Origin of the sequence: Shewanella sp. Arc9-LZ (assembly GCF_010092445.1) — a bacterium.
In the GTDB taxonomy this organism is placed as follows: domain Bacteria; phylum Pseudomonadota; class Gammaproteobacteria; order Enterobacterales; family Shewanellaceae; genus Shewanella.
Window position 1 is genome coordinate 4,073,924 of the sequence record NZ_CP048031.1, and the last position, 13,812, is coordinate 4,087,735.

Below are 13,812 nucleotides of genomic sequence, written 5' to 3' on the forward strand. Positions count from 1 at the left end.
TAAGGTTCGAACAGAAAATGATAACCACTTCCGCTATCTCAACCATTCGCGAACATGTTAAGACTTGGCGCAGCAAAGGCGAAACGGTTGCTTTTGTGCCTACTATGGGTAACTTACACCAAGGTCACATTACCTTAGTGAATGAAGCTAAAAAGCGCGCAGACCATGTAGTGGTATCTATTTTTGTTAATCCGATGCAATTTAGTGCCAATGAAGACTTAGAGGGTTACCCACGCACACTCGCACAAGATAGCGAAAAGCTAATGCTTGCCGGAACAGAACTACTCTTCACTCCAACACCTGAGATTATTTATCCCAAAGGATTGGCACAGCAAACATTTATTGAAGTACCAGAAATTGGTGATGAATTATGCGGTGCAAGCCGCCCAGGTCATTTTCGTGGTGTGGCCACTATAGTTTCCAAACTGTTTAATATTGTTCAACCTGATATCGCCTTATTCGGCCGTAAAGATTTTCAACAATTGATGATTATCAAAACCATGGTTGAAGATTTATCGATGCCAATCGATGTAATTGGAGTGGAAACTATCCGAGAAGCGTCGGGTCTTGCGATGAGCTCTCGTAATGGCTATTTAACCATTGAAGAAAAACACTCAGCAGCAACATTAAAACAAGCATTAGACAGTATTGTTAACGCGATTCAACGCGGTGAAGCAATACAACAAGCTATCTCAATTGCCAAAAAACGACTTATAACAGTTGGTTTTACTCCTGATTATCTCGAAGTGAGAAATGCCAATACATTACGCCAAGTAACGGCAGCTGACAGTGAGCTAGTGGTTATTGGGGCGGCATATCTCGGCAAAGCGCGCTTGATAGACAACGTGTCATTTTCTCGTCATTCAAGTTAGGCGCATAGCACGCTTCGCTAAAAAAATATTATTTTTTGGCTTAACTCAATAAAATAAAAAACAAAGATTTTTTATTTTATTGATATTTCCATTGTCAAAAAACTGGTTTTATCGATAAAATTGAACCATATTTAAGCGTTAGAATAGTGTTATCGACGTGATTATAGTTATATAGTTAGCAAGGTATGATTGCCGAGTATTCAATATCCGGTAACGAGTATGGGTAATGTCTTACTTGCGTAGCGTTAAAACATGCTAATCTGTTTAAGTACATAAGCTCATCAAAACACTAGTTAAATAAGTGAGTTGGCGAGATACAGTAAAAAACAATACCTTTAGCCAAAATACGTAACCGGTGATTGCTTACCATTAGCAGCTAGACATGGTTGTCAACTGTGAGGCTGAATGCATCATCGACAAGGCCTAGTGTCGAAAACGTAAACATGTGATATCAAAATCGTAATAGTGATGACAAAAGGATGTGTGGCCGCATGGCAAAAAGACTGTTATTCATCGTACTCGCCATGAGCACTTTTACTGCTCAAGCCAATACTATTTACAAATGCATGATGGATGAAAAAGTCGTTTTCAGCCAAACAGCTTGCCCTCAGGAATATAGCCAACATAAAATTGAATACCAATTGGGTATAACCACTGAGGTTGACTCGGACAAGCGCGAGCTCAAACAAGATCCCTTAGAAGCAATACTCAATAAACAAACCATTTCTAAAGAGAAATTACTGCAGCTACTTGATGGTGAAATTTATCGCTTAAATCAAGAAAACAGCTATTTTGAAATTTTACGGGCTAGCGAAATACAAAAATTGGATCGTAAGCGTTACTGGCAAACTAAACCTAGAGACGACCCAAGTTACGGCCTAGAATTACAAGAAATTACTACACGCTTCAACGGCCTAATTAAAAATAATACTAATGTTATCCAGATATTAACTAAACATAAAATGAAGATATCTGCTGAAACACAACCAGATGAATATATGAGTAACTAACTCAACTCTTCATCTGCGTTGAGATGCCACGCCACGTTAATCAGGTTTGAATACCCCGATCATGCTACCACTGGTTTTTTGAGGCACTTTAATATCCGTTTGTTGCTCACGATAATCACAGTCAGTACATTCAACCGTTTCAATTCCATTTTCTTTAAACAATAAAATACTGTCTTTAGCACTGCATTTAGGGCATTTAGCCCCTGCAACAAAACGCTTTTTAATTTTGGTCATGATTTACTCAACTTAGTGTTTACTGAATGAGCGGTTAACTCAATAAGGTCTTTACCTGATTTATACGCCTATTTTGCCATGATTAGCCCACATGAGTCCCGTGATTGTGGGAAATAAATCGTAGATGCGATATTATCTGCACCATTATTCTATTCTTAAGTATCAAGTTGTAATTAATGATCAACATAAGCCAAGCTCAGTTAATTCGCGGCAGTAAAACCTTACTCGATGAAACCTCACTGACGATTTATCCCGGACACAAGGTTGGCCTTGTCGGCGCCAACGGTACAGGTAAATCATCATTGCTTGCCTTGATTTTGGGTCATTTACATCTAGATAAGGGTGAATTTAGTTTCCCCTCAGGCTGGCAAGTTGCCTCTGTTGCGCAGGAAACACCGGCATTAGATGTGTCGGCTCTAGAGTATGTCCTCGACGGTGACACTGAATACCGTGATTTAGAAGCCCAACTAGAGAAAGCCCAAACCGACAATAACGGTAATGCCATTGCGCTTATTCACGGCAAAATTGATGCTATTGGCGGCTATGCCATCAAAGCTCGAGCAGGCGCGCTATTAGCAGGCTTAGGATTTAAGGATGCAGACCAAAGTAACCCGGTAAAAAGCTTCTCTGGTGGTTGGCGTATGCGCCTCAACTTAGCCCAAGCACTATTATGTCGTTCAGACTTATTGTTACTCGATGAGCCAACCAACCACTTAGACTTAGATACCATGTATTGGTTAGAAGGTTGGATAAAATCTTATCAAGGGACACTCATTTTGATCAGTCACGATCGTGACTTTATCGATGGCATTGTTGGTGAAATTGTTCATGTTGAAAATCACAAACTAAATTACTACAAAGGTAATTACTCTTCTTTTGAACGAGTACGCGCCGAACGCATGGCCCAGCAACAAGTCGCCTTTGAGCGTCAACAAAAAGAACGCTCACATATGCAGTCATTTGTTGATCGTTTCCGCTATAAAGCCAGTAAAGCTAAACAAGCACAAAGCCGCTTAAAAGCCCTCGAACGCATGGCCGATTTGTTGCCCTCGCAAGTAGACAATCCATTTCAAATGGCCTTTAGAGAACCAGAAGCGCTACCTAACCCATTAGTGGTAATGGAAAATGTCTCTATTGGTTATGAAGATAACACCATCCTGAAACAGGTTGAGTTAAACCTAGTCCCTGGTGCGCGTATTGGTTTGTTAGGTAGAAATGGTGCCGGTAAATCGACGCTGATCAAACTGTTATCAGGGCAATTACAAGCTAAAACGGGTAAATACCAACCTAACCCAGGATTGAATATTGGTTATTTTGCTCAGCATCAAGTTGAATTTTTAACGCTTGATGACTCTCCAATGCAACACTTAGTAAGACTTGCACCAGCAAGTGTTCGCGAACAAGAATTACGCAACTTTTTAGGCGGGTTTGGCTTTAATGGTGATATGGCCTTATCGCCAGTACGGCCGTTTTCTGGCGGCGAAAAAGCCCGCCTAGTATTAGCATTAGTGGTTTGGCAGCGTCCAAATTTACTATTACTCGATGAACCGACCAACCATTTAGATTTAGAGATGCGTCACGCACTCACCATGGCATTGCAAACCTTTGAGGGTGCAATGGTCATCGTGTCACACGATCGTCACCTATTACGATTAAGTTGTAGTGATTATTACTTAGTTGACCAAGGTGTTGTAACACCTTTTGACGGTGACTTAGATGACTATCATCAATGGTTGCTCGATGCCGCCAAACTAGCACAAGCCAACAACAAAACAGATGTTGGCACTGGCGGTGATGCTGTTGATAAAAAACAGCAAAAAAGAATGGAAGCTGAATTACGTCAGAAAGTATCGCCGCTGAAAAAACAACAAGTAAAGTTAGAAAATCAACAGCAAAAAATTAATGCCAGATTAGCCGAATTAGAAATTGAGTTAGCCGATGGCAGCTTATACGAAGCCGAGAACAAAGCTAAAATGACCAATGTCCTCAACGAACGGACTACGCTGACTCAAGCTATGGATGAAAGTGAAATGCATTGGTTAGACATTCAAGAGCAGATAGAGCTTTTCGAACAAGATTTTCAATAAACAGTTAGTTTTATTTTATTCAAGCCTTAAGTGGTGTTAACTCACACCACTTAAGGCTGTAAGGGATACTGTATGTCGCGGCCTTCTCACCAGCAAACATTTAGCTATTTAATTTGGCATGATTGCGAACAAAATTACTCAACTAATCCCAATTTTTACATAAACTTACAAGACACTTACCAAGTAAATGTGAATATTTTATTATTGGCTCAATACCTTGATCAACAGCAATATGTGTTGACGCCACAACTGTGGGAATTATTGACAGGTGTTGTAGATCAATGGGAAGCAAATGTGTTGCAACCTTATCGACGATTACGGCGGATTGCTAAAGCATACTTAGACGGTGAAGAATATCAAAAAATGCTCGATGTTGAGCTCATTATGGAACGTAAATCTCAGTACATGTTATTACACAAATTGAACTTACTGCAGGGGAAAACGTTAGATATTGAACCTGATAATACTGAGCCGAGCAATATACAACACTACCTTAGCTTATTTGGCTTAGATGAAAGCATTATGACTGAGTTGACCACCCAAACCGGCCTTGCTCACTCATAACGCATCATCTGGTTTAGCGACTTGCCGTACGTTGATATACCGCCATGCTAAGGCATACCAAGCCGTTCAGCTAGCTAGTTTGAGTCAATTTTTGTGCTAATGCCGTTGCATTTCGAGCCACTAGACCATAAATAGACAACTGCGGATTCGCGCCTAAACTTGTTGGGAATACCGAACCATCCATCACCGATAAATTTTCAAGGTAATGCGAATAACCAAAAGTATCGACCATTGATAGGGTTTTATCTTCACCCATTGCACAACCGCCCATCACATGGGCCGACGCGACAATGGTTTTTAATAAACCTAAATCGGCATTATTGATAGCCTGCTTTGCTTCACTCCACGAATTAAGAAATGACAAGCCATCATGCATCGGCAACACCTTTTTGGCTCCTGCAGCAAATTGTAATTCGGCCATCGACAAAAATGCCCGACGAGCACCATCCCAAAAACCTTTATCTAAAGGATAATCTAACGCCAAACTCGTATCGGTTAATCTTACCTGACCACCAGGACATTGCTGATTAAAACCATCACGAATAAGCGCAATAGTCACCTGCATTTGGTTAAAGTTAGCCATTAATTGTGCGTGGCTTACACCATAACCAATGGTTTTAGATGCTATCAACACGGGATGTACAGGCGCAACTTCAAGCTTATAACCTAAATCGCCAGTCGCGCCATCACGCCAAACAAATTCATCTGAATAGATAGATTGCGGCGCACCACTGTGACCATTAATTTGTTCTGCAAAAATACCGCCCGATAACAATGACGGATGTAAAAACGTTTTGCCTAATTGCTTATGTGGATCTGGGGTATTAGAACGCATTAATATCGTTGGTGTATGAACTGCACCCGCACTTAAAATATAATGCTTAGCACTAAAAGTAATGTTAACCGATGTCGGCATTAACCCTTCGGTTAATGCCTGCGCCGTTAAACCAACAACTTGATCGCCTTTGTGTTCAAGTTTGATGACCTTGGCGCGAGAAATCAACGTCGCGCCTTTGTCCAAAGCCGCTGGAATAGTAGTCACTAACATAGATTGTTTGGCATTAACGGGACAACCCATGCCACAGTAACCGGTATTCCAGCAACCTTTAACATTACGTTTAATGACGGTGTAATCCCAACCCAGCTTTTCACAACCTTCGCGCAGTGCACCATTGTTTCTATTGGGCTCAAACTGCCACTGTTCAATATTGAGCCGCTGCTCCATCAATTCAAACCAAGGCAGTAAATCTTGCGAGGACAAACCTTTTACCGATTTTTCTTGCTCCCAAAAGGCCAAGGTTTGTTCTGGAGTTCTAATTGAGGTTGTCCAATTGACCGTGGTTGAACCGCCTACCGTTCGACCTTGAAATATACCAATACCTTTATCTGCAGTTTTCATTGCGGCTGCTTGTTGATACAAATTAGGATAAGCGTGGCGCTCTTCCATATCAAAGTGAGTTGATGATTTTAGCGATCCGCCTTCAATCATAATCACTTTTAATCCAGCTTCAGTGAGTATTTCTGCTGCGGTGCCGCCGCCAGCTCCGGTGCCAACAATAACAACATCAGCGTCAAAGTGGCGATCCATTTCTAAGGTACTAGCATCGATATGATGCCAGCCTGAACTTAATCCGGTAATAATAGGATCAATAATGGCCAAGGGAGAGCTCCTTACATGAGGGATTAATGCGCGTTATGCACCAAGAAAGTAGGCTTTACATAACGTAAATTGCCCCAATGTTCCGGACAGGCGTAATAACTTGCCATTATCAATTCACGTAATCCGTTATAAGCGGTCGTTAACATGTCCAAATAGTTGTGTCGCCAAAACTCTAACATGTCAATCAATTGCTTTGGTTCACGCATTAACAACGGTGTCATACTGCCACTGAGCAACAATAAGCCGAAGCGTCCTTCAAGCAACTCCAACAATTCCATTAACTCTTGTTGTTGTTCTACAGGCAAATGAGTAATTGATTGTGAAATCGCATCCAATGTGCGATTTATCGCGATTTCTCTATGGCTTGGAACCTCGGGCAATGCACCGTCTAAGAACACTGGCAGCAACACACTGAACAACACTCGATGATGAATATCATCGGTAGAGGTCGTGATGCTAGGTGAATATAAATTAACGCCGAGTGCTATTGCCGCAGTTCCAGCAAAAGCACCAGTAAGAAAGGCACGCCGCTTCATTTACTTCCCCTTGAGTTTATTGTTGTCTCTATTTTTTATGTGGTAGAGTGGCATGAGTAACATTTAAACATACGTTTAAATTTTCACAAACAATTACAGAAATATTCCTTCTATGAAAACCTTGTTCACTCCGCCTTGGTGGGCTACTAGCCCGCATGTACAAACGATTCTACCATTCATTTTTAAAGTGGCCAGACCAATAACATTTAGGCAACGACAAGAGTTACCCGACGGCGACTTTATCGATTTAGATTGGCTAGGCCAAGCACAAAATGGCGCGCCTATTTTAGTGATTATCCATGGTCTTGAAGGTAACACAGAATCGCATTATGCACGCAGAATGCTCATCGAAGCAAAAAAAGCCAAAATGTCTGCTGTCGTTCATCATCATCGAGGTTGTTCGGGTGAACCTAACCGCTTAGCTCGCAGTTATCATAGCGGCGATGTAAACGACTTAGCCTACACCTTAGAACAACTAAAACACTACTATCCAGACTCGCCATTGTATGCTGTTGGCTACAGTTTAGGCGGTAATGTATTGGCAAAATACCAAGGCAGCAAACAACAGCATAGCTTACTCGAACGCGCTGTGGTTGTGTCGGCGCCTCTCACGTTAAGCGCATGTGCAAAACGCTTAGAAAATGGTTTTTCAACTCTGTATCAACGCTTTTTAATTAAACGCTTACAAGATAAAATGCTCGAAAAAATTAACACTGCAGAGTTAACCGAGCAAATGCCGATCACTAAAGAACAGCTCAAAATGCTCAATACCTTTTATTTATTTGACGATAAAGTCACTGCACCTTTGCATGGTTTTATTGACGTTAATGATTATTATCAACAATCTAGCGGCCTAGGCTATTTGCAACATATTACCAAGCCCACATTAGTCATCCACGCCAAAGATGACCCCTTCATGACTGATGAAGTGATCCCAAACCAAGCTCAATTGTCGCCTATGGTTGAATACGAGTTGCATCAGTTTGGCGGACATGTAGGTTTTGTTGAAGGTGGCTGGCCTTGGAAACCGCGCTTTTACCTCGAACGTCGCATCATCGAGTTTATACTAACGGCGAGTGATACAGTAACCGAACACGATGCCCACGCTTCTTTAGTCAGTCATTAATAGGAAATACACCATGCTTGTGCCTTATGAAGCGTTACTTTCATTACCTCAAGAAGTACTTCAACGTATGATAAAAGAATATCTGTTATCACAACTTGAAGATGGCAGTTTTAGTGACGCAGACGAGCAACAATTAAGTCGTGCAATGGACCAATGTAAGCTAGCACTAAAAAAAGGCGACTTAGTTGTCGAGTATAGTGAGGATGATGAGTCTATCGCCATTAGACAACGCGAGCATATTTCACGTTCATCTTTCGATTAGTTGTAAAAAAAACAATGGTTTTACCACAAAATGATCACATTGTTACCCGCGAAGAATTGACCCACGGGTGATGATTACCGTATAACTAGTGACTCGATTTTTCGCGTCCACAACTTTACCTAGGCAAATAACATGTCAGCAAAACATCCTATTATTGCTGTAACCGGTTCATCTGGTGCTGGCACAACGACAACCACGACGGCCTTCATTCATATTTTTAGACAGCTGGGTATTAATGCTGCATTCGTTGAAGGTGATAGTTTCCATAATTTCACCCGCGCAGAAATGGAAGTGTTAATTCGAAAATCACAGGCTGAAAATCGAAATCTAAGCTATTTTGGCCCCGAAGCCAATAATTTCAAAAAACTCGAAGAGTGTTTTACAAGCTATGGTGATACAGGCAATGGCCAAACCCGCAGCTACTTGCACACCTTCGATGAAGCGGTGCCATTTAACCAAATGCCTGGTACATTCACGCAATGGCGTGATTTGCCAGCCAATACCGATATGCTGTATTACGAAGGGCTACACGGTGGTGTGGTGACGGAAGATGCCGATGTCGCTAAACATGTTGATCTATTGATAGGCATGGTGCCGATTGTCAATTTAGAGTGGATTCAGAAAATTATTCGCGACACAAACGATAGGGGTCATAGTCGTGAAAAAGTAATGGGCTCGATAGTCCGTAGTATGGACGATTACATCAAGCACATGACGCCGCAATTTTCACGGACACACATTAATTTTCAACGAGTGCCGACCGTAGACACCTCAAATCCCTTTAGCGCAAAAGACATACCTAGCCTAGATGAAAGCTTTTTAGTGATTCGCTTTCGCGGCATTAACAATGTTGATTTCCCTTATTACCTCAACATGATCCAAGGCTCATTTATGTCACGCGTTAATACACTGGTTGTTCCCGGTGGAAAAATGTCATTAGCAATGGAATTAATTTTAACGCCATTAGTTAAAGACTTAATGGATAAGCGTATAGAGTTGCAAAACCTTGATGATATCAAACCCGATTAAGTTTGATTTAAGTCAGAACAATTAAGATAGCTGCATCGTGATTTCAAGCGAAATAACGGCAGTTGATGTGCTTGAAGTGCTAATTCCCCCTTTTTGATCTGTTAGTGCATTAAGCACATCAACGAAACCCAAAAAAGTCGATGTTCCAGCACCCACATCAACTTTTATCTCTTCTGATAAACAAGTGAATACACTGACTGATTGATAATAGTAAATGACTCACATTGCTCACTCAGAGCATTACATCAGTGGGATAACTTCTCGATAAGCTTGATTATTCTGATACTGCTTCAAACGTAAAATAAATTCATCGCTGCGCACAATCTCAGGGTTATCTTTCAACGCATCAATCGCTTTTTTCTGGGTATCTATCGCCGCAGTAAAATCACCCTGTTCTGCATACGCGGCCGCAAGATTATCTAATACCGTCGGATCATTCTGATTGTGCTCAAGTAACTTTAACGACATCGATACTGCACGTGAACCATCGCGATATTCCGCTTCAGGGCATGTAGCTAATATCCACGCAATATTGCCCATTGAAACAGCATCTCCCGCAGCACTAAACTGCTCCATTGCTTTACCACAATTACGCACTACGCCATCACCACCAGCAGAATAAATAAACCCTAAACGAAAATGAGCCCACTTATCCCCCTGTGCAACCATTTGCAAATACCATTTCTCGGCAAGTGCTAAATCCCGCGGAATTAATTTGCCGTCAAAAGCTAGGTCAGCTAATGTTTGTTGCGCCTTAATATTTTGCTGTTGCGCAGCAAGATTAACCCAGCTTAATCCTTGCTTGGTATCTTGAGTAACAAATCGTCCGGAAAGGTTCATTAAGCCCAATAGAAATTGTGCGTCTGCATTACCTTGTTTGGCTTTAATCTGAATATGAACCAGTTTACTCGCCGCTTGAGACTCAATAGAGGGCGGGATAACAAATGCTTTTACAGATGAACTAAGTCCACTTAATAAAACAACACAAACAATAACCCCAATTTGACTCAGTTTTTTCACGCATACCTCGACAACTATTTATGAAGCTGATTAAATAACATTAGCTAACTCATGGATCCAATACAATAGACAAATAACATTGGCAACAATTCAATCGTAGTGATGATTAAGACAAATTCACAAAAAAAGTCGACCGCCATCACAAACGAGATAAATTTAATCTAAAATTTAACAAGTTAATATACACTACGCACACTTCTAAATACGATCTCTATCAAAGTTTTCACCGTTTCAATAGCGTAGAATGCTTAATTAGACATTACTTACTTTCATTTTTAATCAATCGAGGAATATCATATGGCTCTGATTGGTAAGCCAAAACCTGACCCAACATTAGAATGGTTTCTTTCACATTGTCACATTCATAAGTACCCAGCAAAGAGTACTTTAATTCACGCAGGTGAAGAGTCTGACACTTTATATTACATCGTCAAAGGTTCCGTCGCTGTATTGATCAAAGATGAAGAAGGTAAAGAAATGATCCTTTCTTATCTAAATCAAGGCGATTTTATCGGTGAACTAGGGCTGTTTGAAGAGCAATCTGAACGTACTGCATGGGTTCGTGCTAAACAAGCATGTGAAATTGCAGAAATTTCTTATAAGAAATTTAAGCAATTGATTCAGGTAAATCCTGAAATCTTGATGAAACTTTCGGCGCAAATGGCCTATCGTTTACAAAGTACTAGTCAAAAAGTAGGCGACTTAGCCTTCCTTGACGTTGCTGGTCGTATTGCACAAACGCTATTACATCTTGCAAAACAACCCGATGCTATGACACATCCTGACGGCATGCAGATTAAGATAACCCGTCAAGAGATTGGTCAAATTGTTGGTTGTTCACGTGAAACTGTTGGTCGTATTTTAAAAATGCTTGAAGAACAAAACTTGATCCAAGCACACGGTAAAACGATCGTAGTTTACGGTACACGCTAAATGACAAAAGGCTAACGACGAATCAAGCAAAATGTTTATGTTTAATCATATAAGCTTCAGCTTGATTTAAGCCAAGATACTTAAAGTGGTGTTCATACTCTGAACGCCACTTTTTTATTTTGGAGCGCCCATGAATAGCTTGTTCTTTACAGCAATAAGCAGCTTAATGGCCATCACCATTAATCAACAAGATATTCCCGCAAAAGAACTCCCTCTGGATCATGACTACGTCCAAAAATTGGTATCTTCTGGTAATATACGTTCATTAGATGATTACTTAACTTGGCTATCGCAGTATTGTGATGGTCACTTAATCGACGCCCAGCTTTATCAACATCAAGATAAGTGGCGCTATGATTTACAATTTAAGCTAAAACAAGGGCATGTTGTTAATCTGCAATTAGATGCAGCTAACGGTATGCAGGACTCATTGACTCAATTACCGAGCGAATGTACTAAACATGAAACTGTTACTCGTTGAAGATAGCCCATTACTGGTTGCTGAACTTGAAAAACAACTCAAGCAAGCTGGTTATATTACGGATGTTACAGACAAAGCTATTGAAGCCGATTATTTGATGAAAGAAACAGATTATGACTGTGTCATTTTAGATATCGGCTTACCCGATGGCAATGGCTTGTCATTAGTGACTCAATGGCGTGAACGTGGCATCAGTACCCCTGTCATTATGCTAACGGCCCGCAGTCAGTGGCACGAAAAAGTTGAAGGTTTTAATGCTGGTGCTGATGATTACTTAGGCAAACCTTTTCACACTCAAGAGCTCCTCGCCCGCATTCAGGCACTTATCCATCGTGCCCATGGGCGGGTTAATTCGTCGTCGAAGCAACTATGCTATGCCGGGGTTAATTTAGACGAAAATGAGCAAAAAGTGACGGTAGGCGGACACGTATACGAACTGACGTCGATGGAATTTAGGTTATTGAAAATTTTCTTAATGTCACCAAAGAAGCTTCTTTCGAAACAGCAGCTTACAGACAAGCTTTATCAATTTGATGATGAAAAAGAAAGTAATGTCGTGGAAGTTTACGTAACACACTTACGTAAAAAACTCGGTAAAACCGCTATCGAAACCCGCCGTGGTCAGGGTTATATCTTCCATGGCATTATTGAATGATTTCAATTCGGTTTAAATTAAGCTTATGGCTCAGTGGCTTAATCATTATTGCCACGCTCATAGGTTTATTTTTATTTGAGTCGATGTTGCGAGATGCCTTTCATGACTCCATTATTAATCGTCTTGAAGAAGATTTAGAACACATCATTATCGCCACCAGACTCGATGATGGTGAGATAGTTATCGACCAAAGCCAACTATCCAGTTTTTATAAACCTGCCTATTCAGGGCGTTATTTCCAATTAAATTTGCCCGACCGTACAATTCGCTCCCGTTCACTGTGGGATGCGGAATTACAGATTGAACAGTTACAAGCGCAGCAGAAAAGAGTTTGGCAGGCTAAAGGGCCAAAAAACAATGATATGCAGCTGTTATCTATCGGCATCGGCGCGCCAAACAGCCACAACACAGCAACCTTGACTGTCGCCCAAGATCTCAGTATTGGACGGCGTGTTTTTAGCGAAGTATTTGGCACTAAACTGGCAATTAATATCGGCATGTTATTAGCGATGATTGCCGGTATTTTTATCATTTTACGCCAATCATTTAAACCGGTGAATCAAATCCAAGGGGCGCTGGCTAAATTGCGCGAAGGGGAAATAGCCTCGTTAGCCATTTCACAAATTCCAGCAGAGATCCGCCCGTTAGCCGAAACCTATAATGAGTTATTAGACTACACAGCCAAACAAATTGAACGTAGTCGCAATAACTTGGGTAATTTAAGCCATGGCTTAAAAACCCCATTAGCGGTCATGCAGCAACAAGTTGAAGCGCTCGGGCTCACCCATCCGGATGCCGCTATAGCCATGCAGCAGCAATTAGATTTAGTTCATAAAATGATTGAACGTAAATTGGCTGCAGCGAGGATAACCGGAGACATGCTACCCGCAGCACAACTGGCGGTACCAAAAGATTTTGATAGTTTAATCCAAACGTTACATAAAGTGCATCATCAGCGGAGTATTGATGGCAGCATTGTTAACCCACAACATATTAGTCGTATTCCAATACATCGCGAAGATGGTATGGAGCTGTTTGGCAACCTGCTCGATAATGCCTTTAAATGGGCGAATTCACAGGTTAATGTCAGCATCGAAGAATTACCTTCGGGAGAGATATTAATTCAGATCGAGGACGATGGTCGAGGCGTAAAGCAAGAGCAAATTGCATTATTAACCTCTCGTGGCACACGACTAGATGAAGCCACTATTGGCCACGGATTGGGCTTATCGATTGTTAAAGAGATATGCGACCAATATGGTTTTGTATTGCAATTTAGTCGTAGTAAGGCATTACAAGGACTTAATGTCAGTATTTTGATGAGCAACTAAGCGTCAGTATAT

At 41.1% G+C, this 13,812-nt stretch carries 15 protein-coding genes; 11 read left to right on the top strand and 4 right to left on the bottom strand.

Annotation, left to right across the window (positions count from 1 at the left end):
• Window positions 1-17 precede the first annotated feature (17 nt).
• Window positions 18-872: a pantoate--beta-alanine ligase gene (gene panC, locus GUY17_RS17455; protein ID WP_162023861.1), complete on the top strand. Its 855-nt coding sequence runs from the start codon at window positions 18-20 to the stop codon at window positions 870-872.
• Window positions 873-1,363: 491 nt separating this feature from the next.
• Window positions 1,364-1,882 carry a hypothetical protein gene (locus GUY17_RS17460; protein ID WP_101085262.1) on the top strand — a complete coding sequence of 173 codons (519 nt, stop codon included), beginning with the start codon at window positions 1,364-1,366 and terminating at the stop codon, window positions 1,880-1,882.
• Window positions 1,883-1,918: 36 nt separating this feature from the next.
• On the opposite strand, the gene GUY17_RS17465 is transcribed toward GUY17_RS17460, so the two are convergent.
• Complete coding sequence (locus GUY17_RS17465; protein WP_162023862.1) at window positions 1,919-2,116, bottom strand: YheV family putative zinc ribbon protein; 198 nt, start codon at window positions 2,114-2,116, stop codon at window positions 1,919-1,921.
• 176 nt (window positions 2,117-2,292) lie between these two features.
• On the opposite strand from GUY17_RS17465, the gene GUY17_RS17470 reads away from it, so the two are divergent.
• Together GUY17_RS17470 and GUY17_RS17475 are read left to right on the top strand one after the other, a co-directional pair.
• Complete coding sequence (locus GUY17_RS17470; RefSeq protein ID WP_162023863.1) at window positions 2,293-4,203, top strand: ABC transporter ATP-binding protein; 1,911 nt, start codon at window positions 2,293-2,295, stop codon at window positions 4,201-4,203.
• Window positions 4,204-4,275: 72 nt separating this feature from the next.
• Window positions 4,276-4,767: a TIGR02444 family protein gene (locus GUY17_RS17475; RefSeq protein ID WP_162023864.1), complete on the top strand. Its 492-nt coding sequence runs from the start codon at window positions 4,276-4,278 to the stop codon at window positions 4,765-4,767.
• A 70-nt stretch (window positions 4,768-4,837) separates the two neighbouring features.
• Here the strand turns inward: GUY17_RS17475 and GUY17_RS17480 are convergent, their stop codons facing one another.
• Window positions 4,838-6,427: a GMC family oxidoreductase gene (locus tag GUY17_RS17480; protein ID WP_101085258.1), complete on the bottom strand. Its 1,590-nt coding sequence runs from the start codon at window positions 6,425-6,427 to the stop codon at window positions 4,838-4,840.
• Between the two features lie 23 nt (window positions 6,428-6,450).
• Entirely contained in the window at window positions 6,451-6,963 is a 513-nt protein-coding gene (locus GUY17_RS17485; protein ID WP_101085257.1) for a TAT leader-containing periplasmic protein, read from the bottom strand.
• Window positions 6,964-7,075: 112 nt separating this feature from the next.
• Between GUY17_RS17485 and GUY17_RS17490 the strand changes: the two genes are divergently transcribed.
• From GUY17_RS17490 to GUY17_RS17500, 3 genes are all read left to right on the top strand, one after another.
• The gene (locus GUY17_RS17490) at window positions 7,076-8,089 is read left to right on the top strand and encodes a hydrolase (protein WP_162023865.1); all 1,014 of its coding nucleotides are present in this window, start codon (window positions 7,076-7,078) and stop codon (window positions 8,087-8,089) included.
• A gap of 13 nt (window positions 8,090-8,102) precedes the next feature.
• Window positions 8,103-8,351 (top strand): YheU family protein, encoded by a 249-nt coding sequence (locus GUY17_RS17495; RefSeq protein WP_101085255.1) that lies wholly within the window; start codon window positions 8,103-8,105, stop codon window positions 8,349-8,351.
• A gap of 132 nt (window positions 8,352-8,483) precedes the next feature.
• Window positions 8,484-9,380, top strand: a complete 897-nt coding sequence (locus tag GUY17_RS17500; protein WP_059744602.1) for a phosphoribulokinase — start codon at window positions 8,484-8,486, stop codon at window positions 9,378-9,380.
• Between the two features lie 240 nt (window positions 9,381-9,620).
• On the opposite strand, the gene GUY17_RS17505 is transcribed toward GUY17_RS17500, so the two are convergent.
• Window positions 9,621-10,319 (bottom strand): tetratricopeptide repeat protein, encoded by a 699-nt coding sequence (locus GUY17_RS17505; RefSeq protein ID WP_254439941.1) that lies wholly within the window; start codon window positions 10,317-10,319, stop codon window positions 9,621-9,623.
• A gap of 378 nt (window positions 10,320-10,697) precedes the next feature.
• On the opposite strand from GUY17_RS17505, the gene crp reads away from it, so the two are divergent.
• The 4 genes from crp to GUY17_RS17525 all read left to right on the top strand — a co-directional run bounded on the left by crp (window position 10,698) and on the right by GUY17_RS17525 (window position 13,800).
• The gene (gene crp, locus GUY17_RS17510) at window positions 10,698-11,333 is read left to right on the top strand and encodes a cAMP-activated global transcriptional regulator CRP (protein ID WP_101085253.1); all 636 of its coding nucleotides are present in this window, start codon (window positions 10,698-10,700) and stop codon (window positions 11,331-11,333) included.
• 130 nt (window positions 11,334-11,463) lie between these two features.
• Entirely contained in the window at window positions 11,464-11,814 is a 351-nt protein-coding gene (locus GUY17_RS17515; RefSeq protein ID WP_242445083.1) for a PepSY domain-containing protein, read from the top strand.
• Window positions 11,795-12,469, top strand: a complete 675-nt coding sequence (locus GUY17_RS17520; protein ID WP_101085252.1) for a response regulator transcription factor — start codon at window positions 11,795-11,797, stop codon at window positions 12,467-12,469. The genes GUY17_RS17515 and GUY17_RS17520 overlap by 20 nt, the downstream gene beginning before the upstream one ends.
• Window positions 12,466-13,800 carry an ATP-binding protein gene (locus GUY17_RS17525; RefSeq protein WP_162023867.1) on the top strand — a complete coding sequence of 445 codons (1,335 nt, stop codon included), beginning with the start codon at window positions 12,466-12,468 and terminating at the stop codon, window positions 13,798-13,800. The genes GUY17_RS17520 and GUY17_RS17525 overlap by 4 nt, the downstream gene beginning before the upstream one ends.
• Window positions 13,801-13,812: the final 12 nt, after the last annotated feature.

What these genes read in the sequence shown, in the direction of transcription:
- GUY17_RS17525 (WP_162023867.1), top strand. Translation starts at nt 12,466, where the DNA reads ATGATTTCAATTCGGTTTAAATTAAGCTTATGGCTCAGTGGCTTAATC.
- GUY17_RS17470 (WP_162023863.1), top strand. Translation starts at nt 2,293, where the DNA reads ATGATCAACATAAGCCAAGCTCAGTTAATTCGCGGCAGTAAAACCTTA.
- GUY17_RS17475 (WP_162023864.1), top strand. Translation starts at nt 4,276, where the DNA reads ATGTCGCGGCCTTCTCACCAGCAAACATTTAGCTATTTAATTTGGCAT.
- GUY17_RS17485 (WP_101085257.1), bottom strand. Translation starts at nt 6,963, where the DNA reads ATGAAGCGGCGTGCCTTTCTTACTGGTGCTTTTGCTGGAACTGCGGCA.
- GUY17_RS17495 (WP_101085255.1), top strand. Translation starts at nt 8,103, where the DNA reads ATGCTTGTGCCTTATGAAGCGTTACTTTCATTACCTCAAGAAGTACTT.
- GUY17_RS17520 (WP_101085252.1), top strand. Translation starts at nt 11,795, where the DNA reads ATGAAACTGTTACTCGTTGAAGATAGCCCATTACTGGTTGCTGAACTT.
- GUY17_RS17500 (WP_059744602.1), top strand. Translation starts at nt 8,484, where the DNA reads ATGTCAGCAAAACATCCTATTATTGCTGTAACCGGTTCATCTGGTGCT.
- GUY17_RS17515 (WP_242445083.1), top strand. Translation starts at nt 11,464, where the DNA reads ATGAATAGCTTGTTCTTTACAGCAATAAGCAGCTTAATGGCCATCACC.
- GUY17_RS17465 (WP_162023862.1), bottom strand. Translation starts at nt 2,116, where the DNA reads ATGACCAAAATTAAAAAGCGTTTTGTTGCAGGGGCTAAATGCCCTAAA.
- GUY17_RS17460 (WP_101085262.1), top strand. Translation starts at nt 1,364, where the DNA reads ATGGCAAAAAGACTGTTATTCATCGTACTCGCCATGAGCACTTTTACT.
- crp (WP_101085253.1), top strand. Translation starts at nt 10,698, where the DNA reads ATGGCTCTGATTGGTAAGCCAAAACCTGACCCAACATTAGAATGGTTT.
- GUY17_RS17490 (WP_162023865.1), top strand. Translation starts at nt 7,076, where the DNA reads ATGAAAACCTTGTTCACTCCGCCTTGGTGGGCTACTAGCCCGCATGTA.
- panC (WP_162023861.1), top strand. Translation starts at nt 18, where the DNA reads ATGATAACCACTTCCGCTATCTCAACCATTCGCGAACATGTTAAGACT.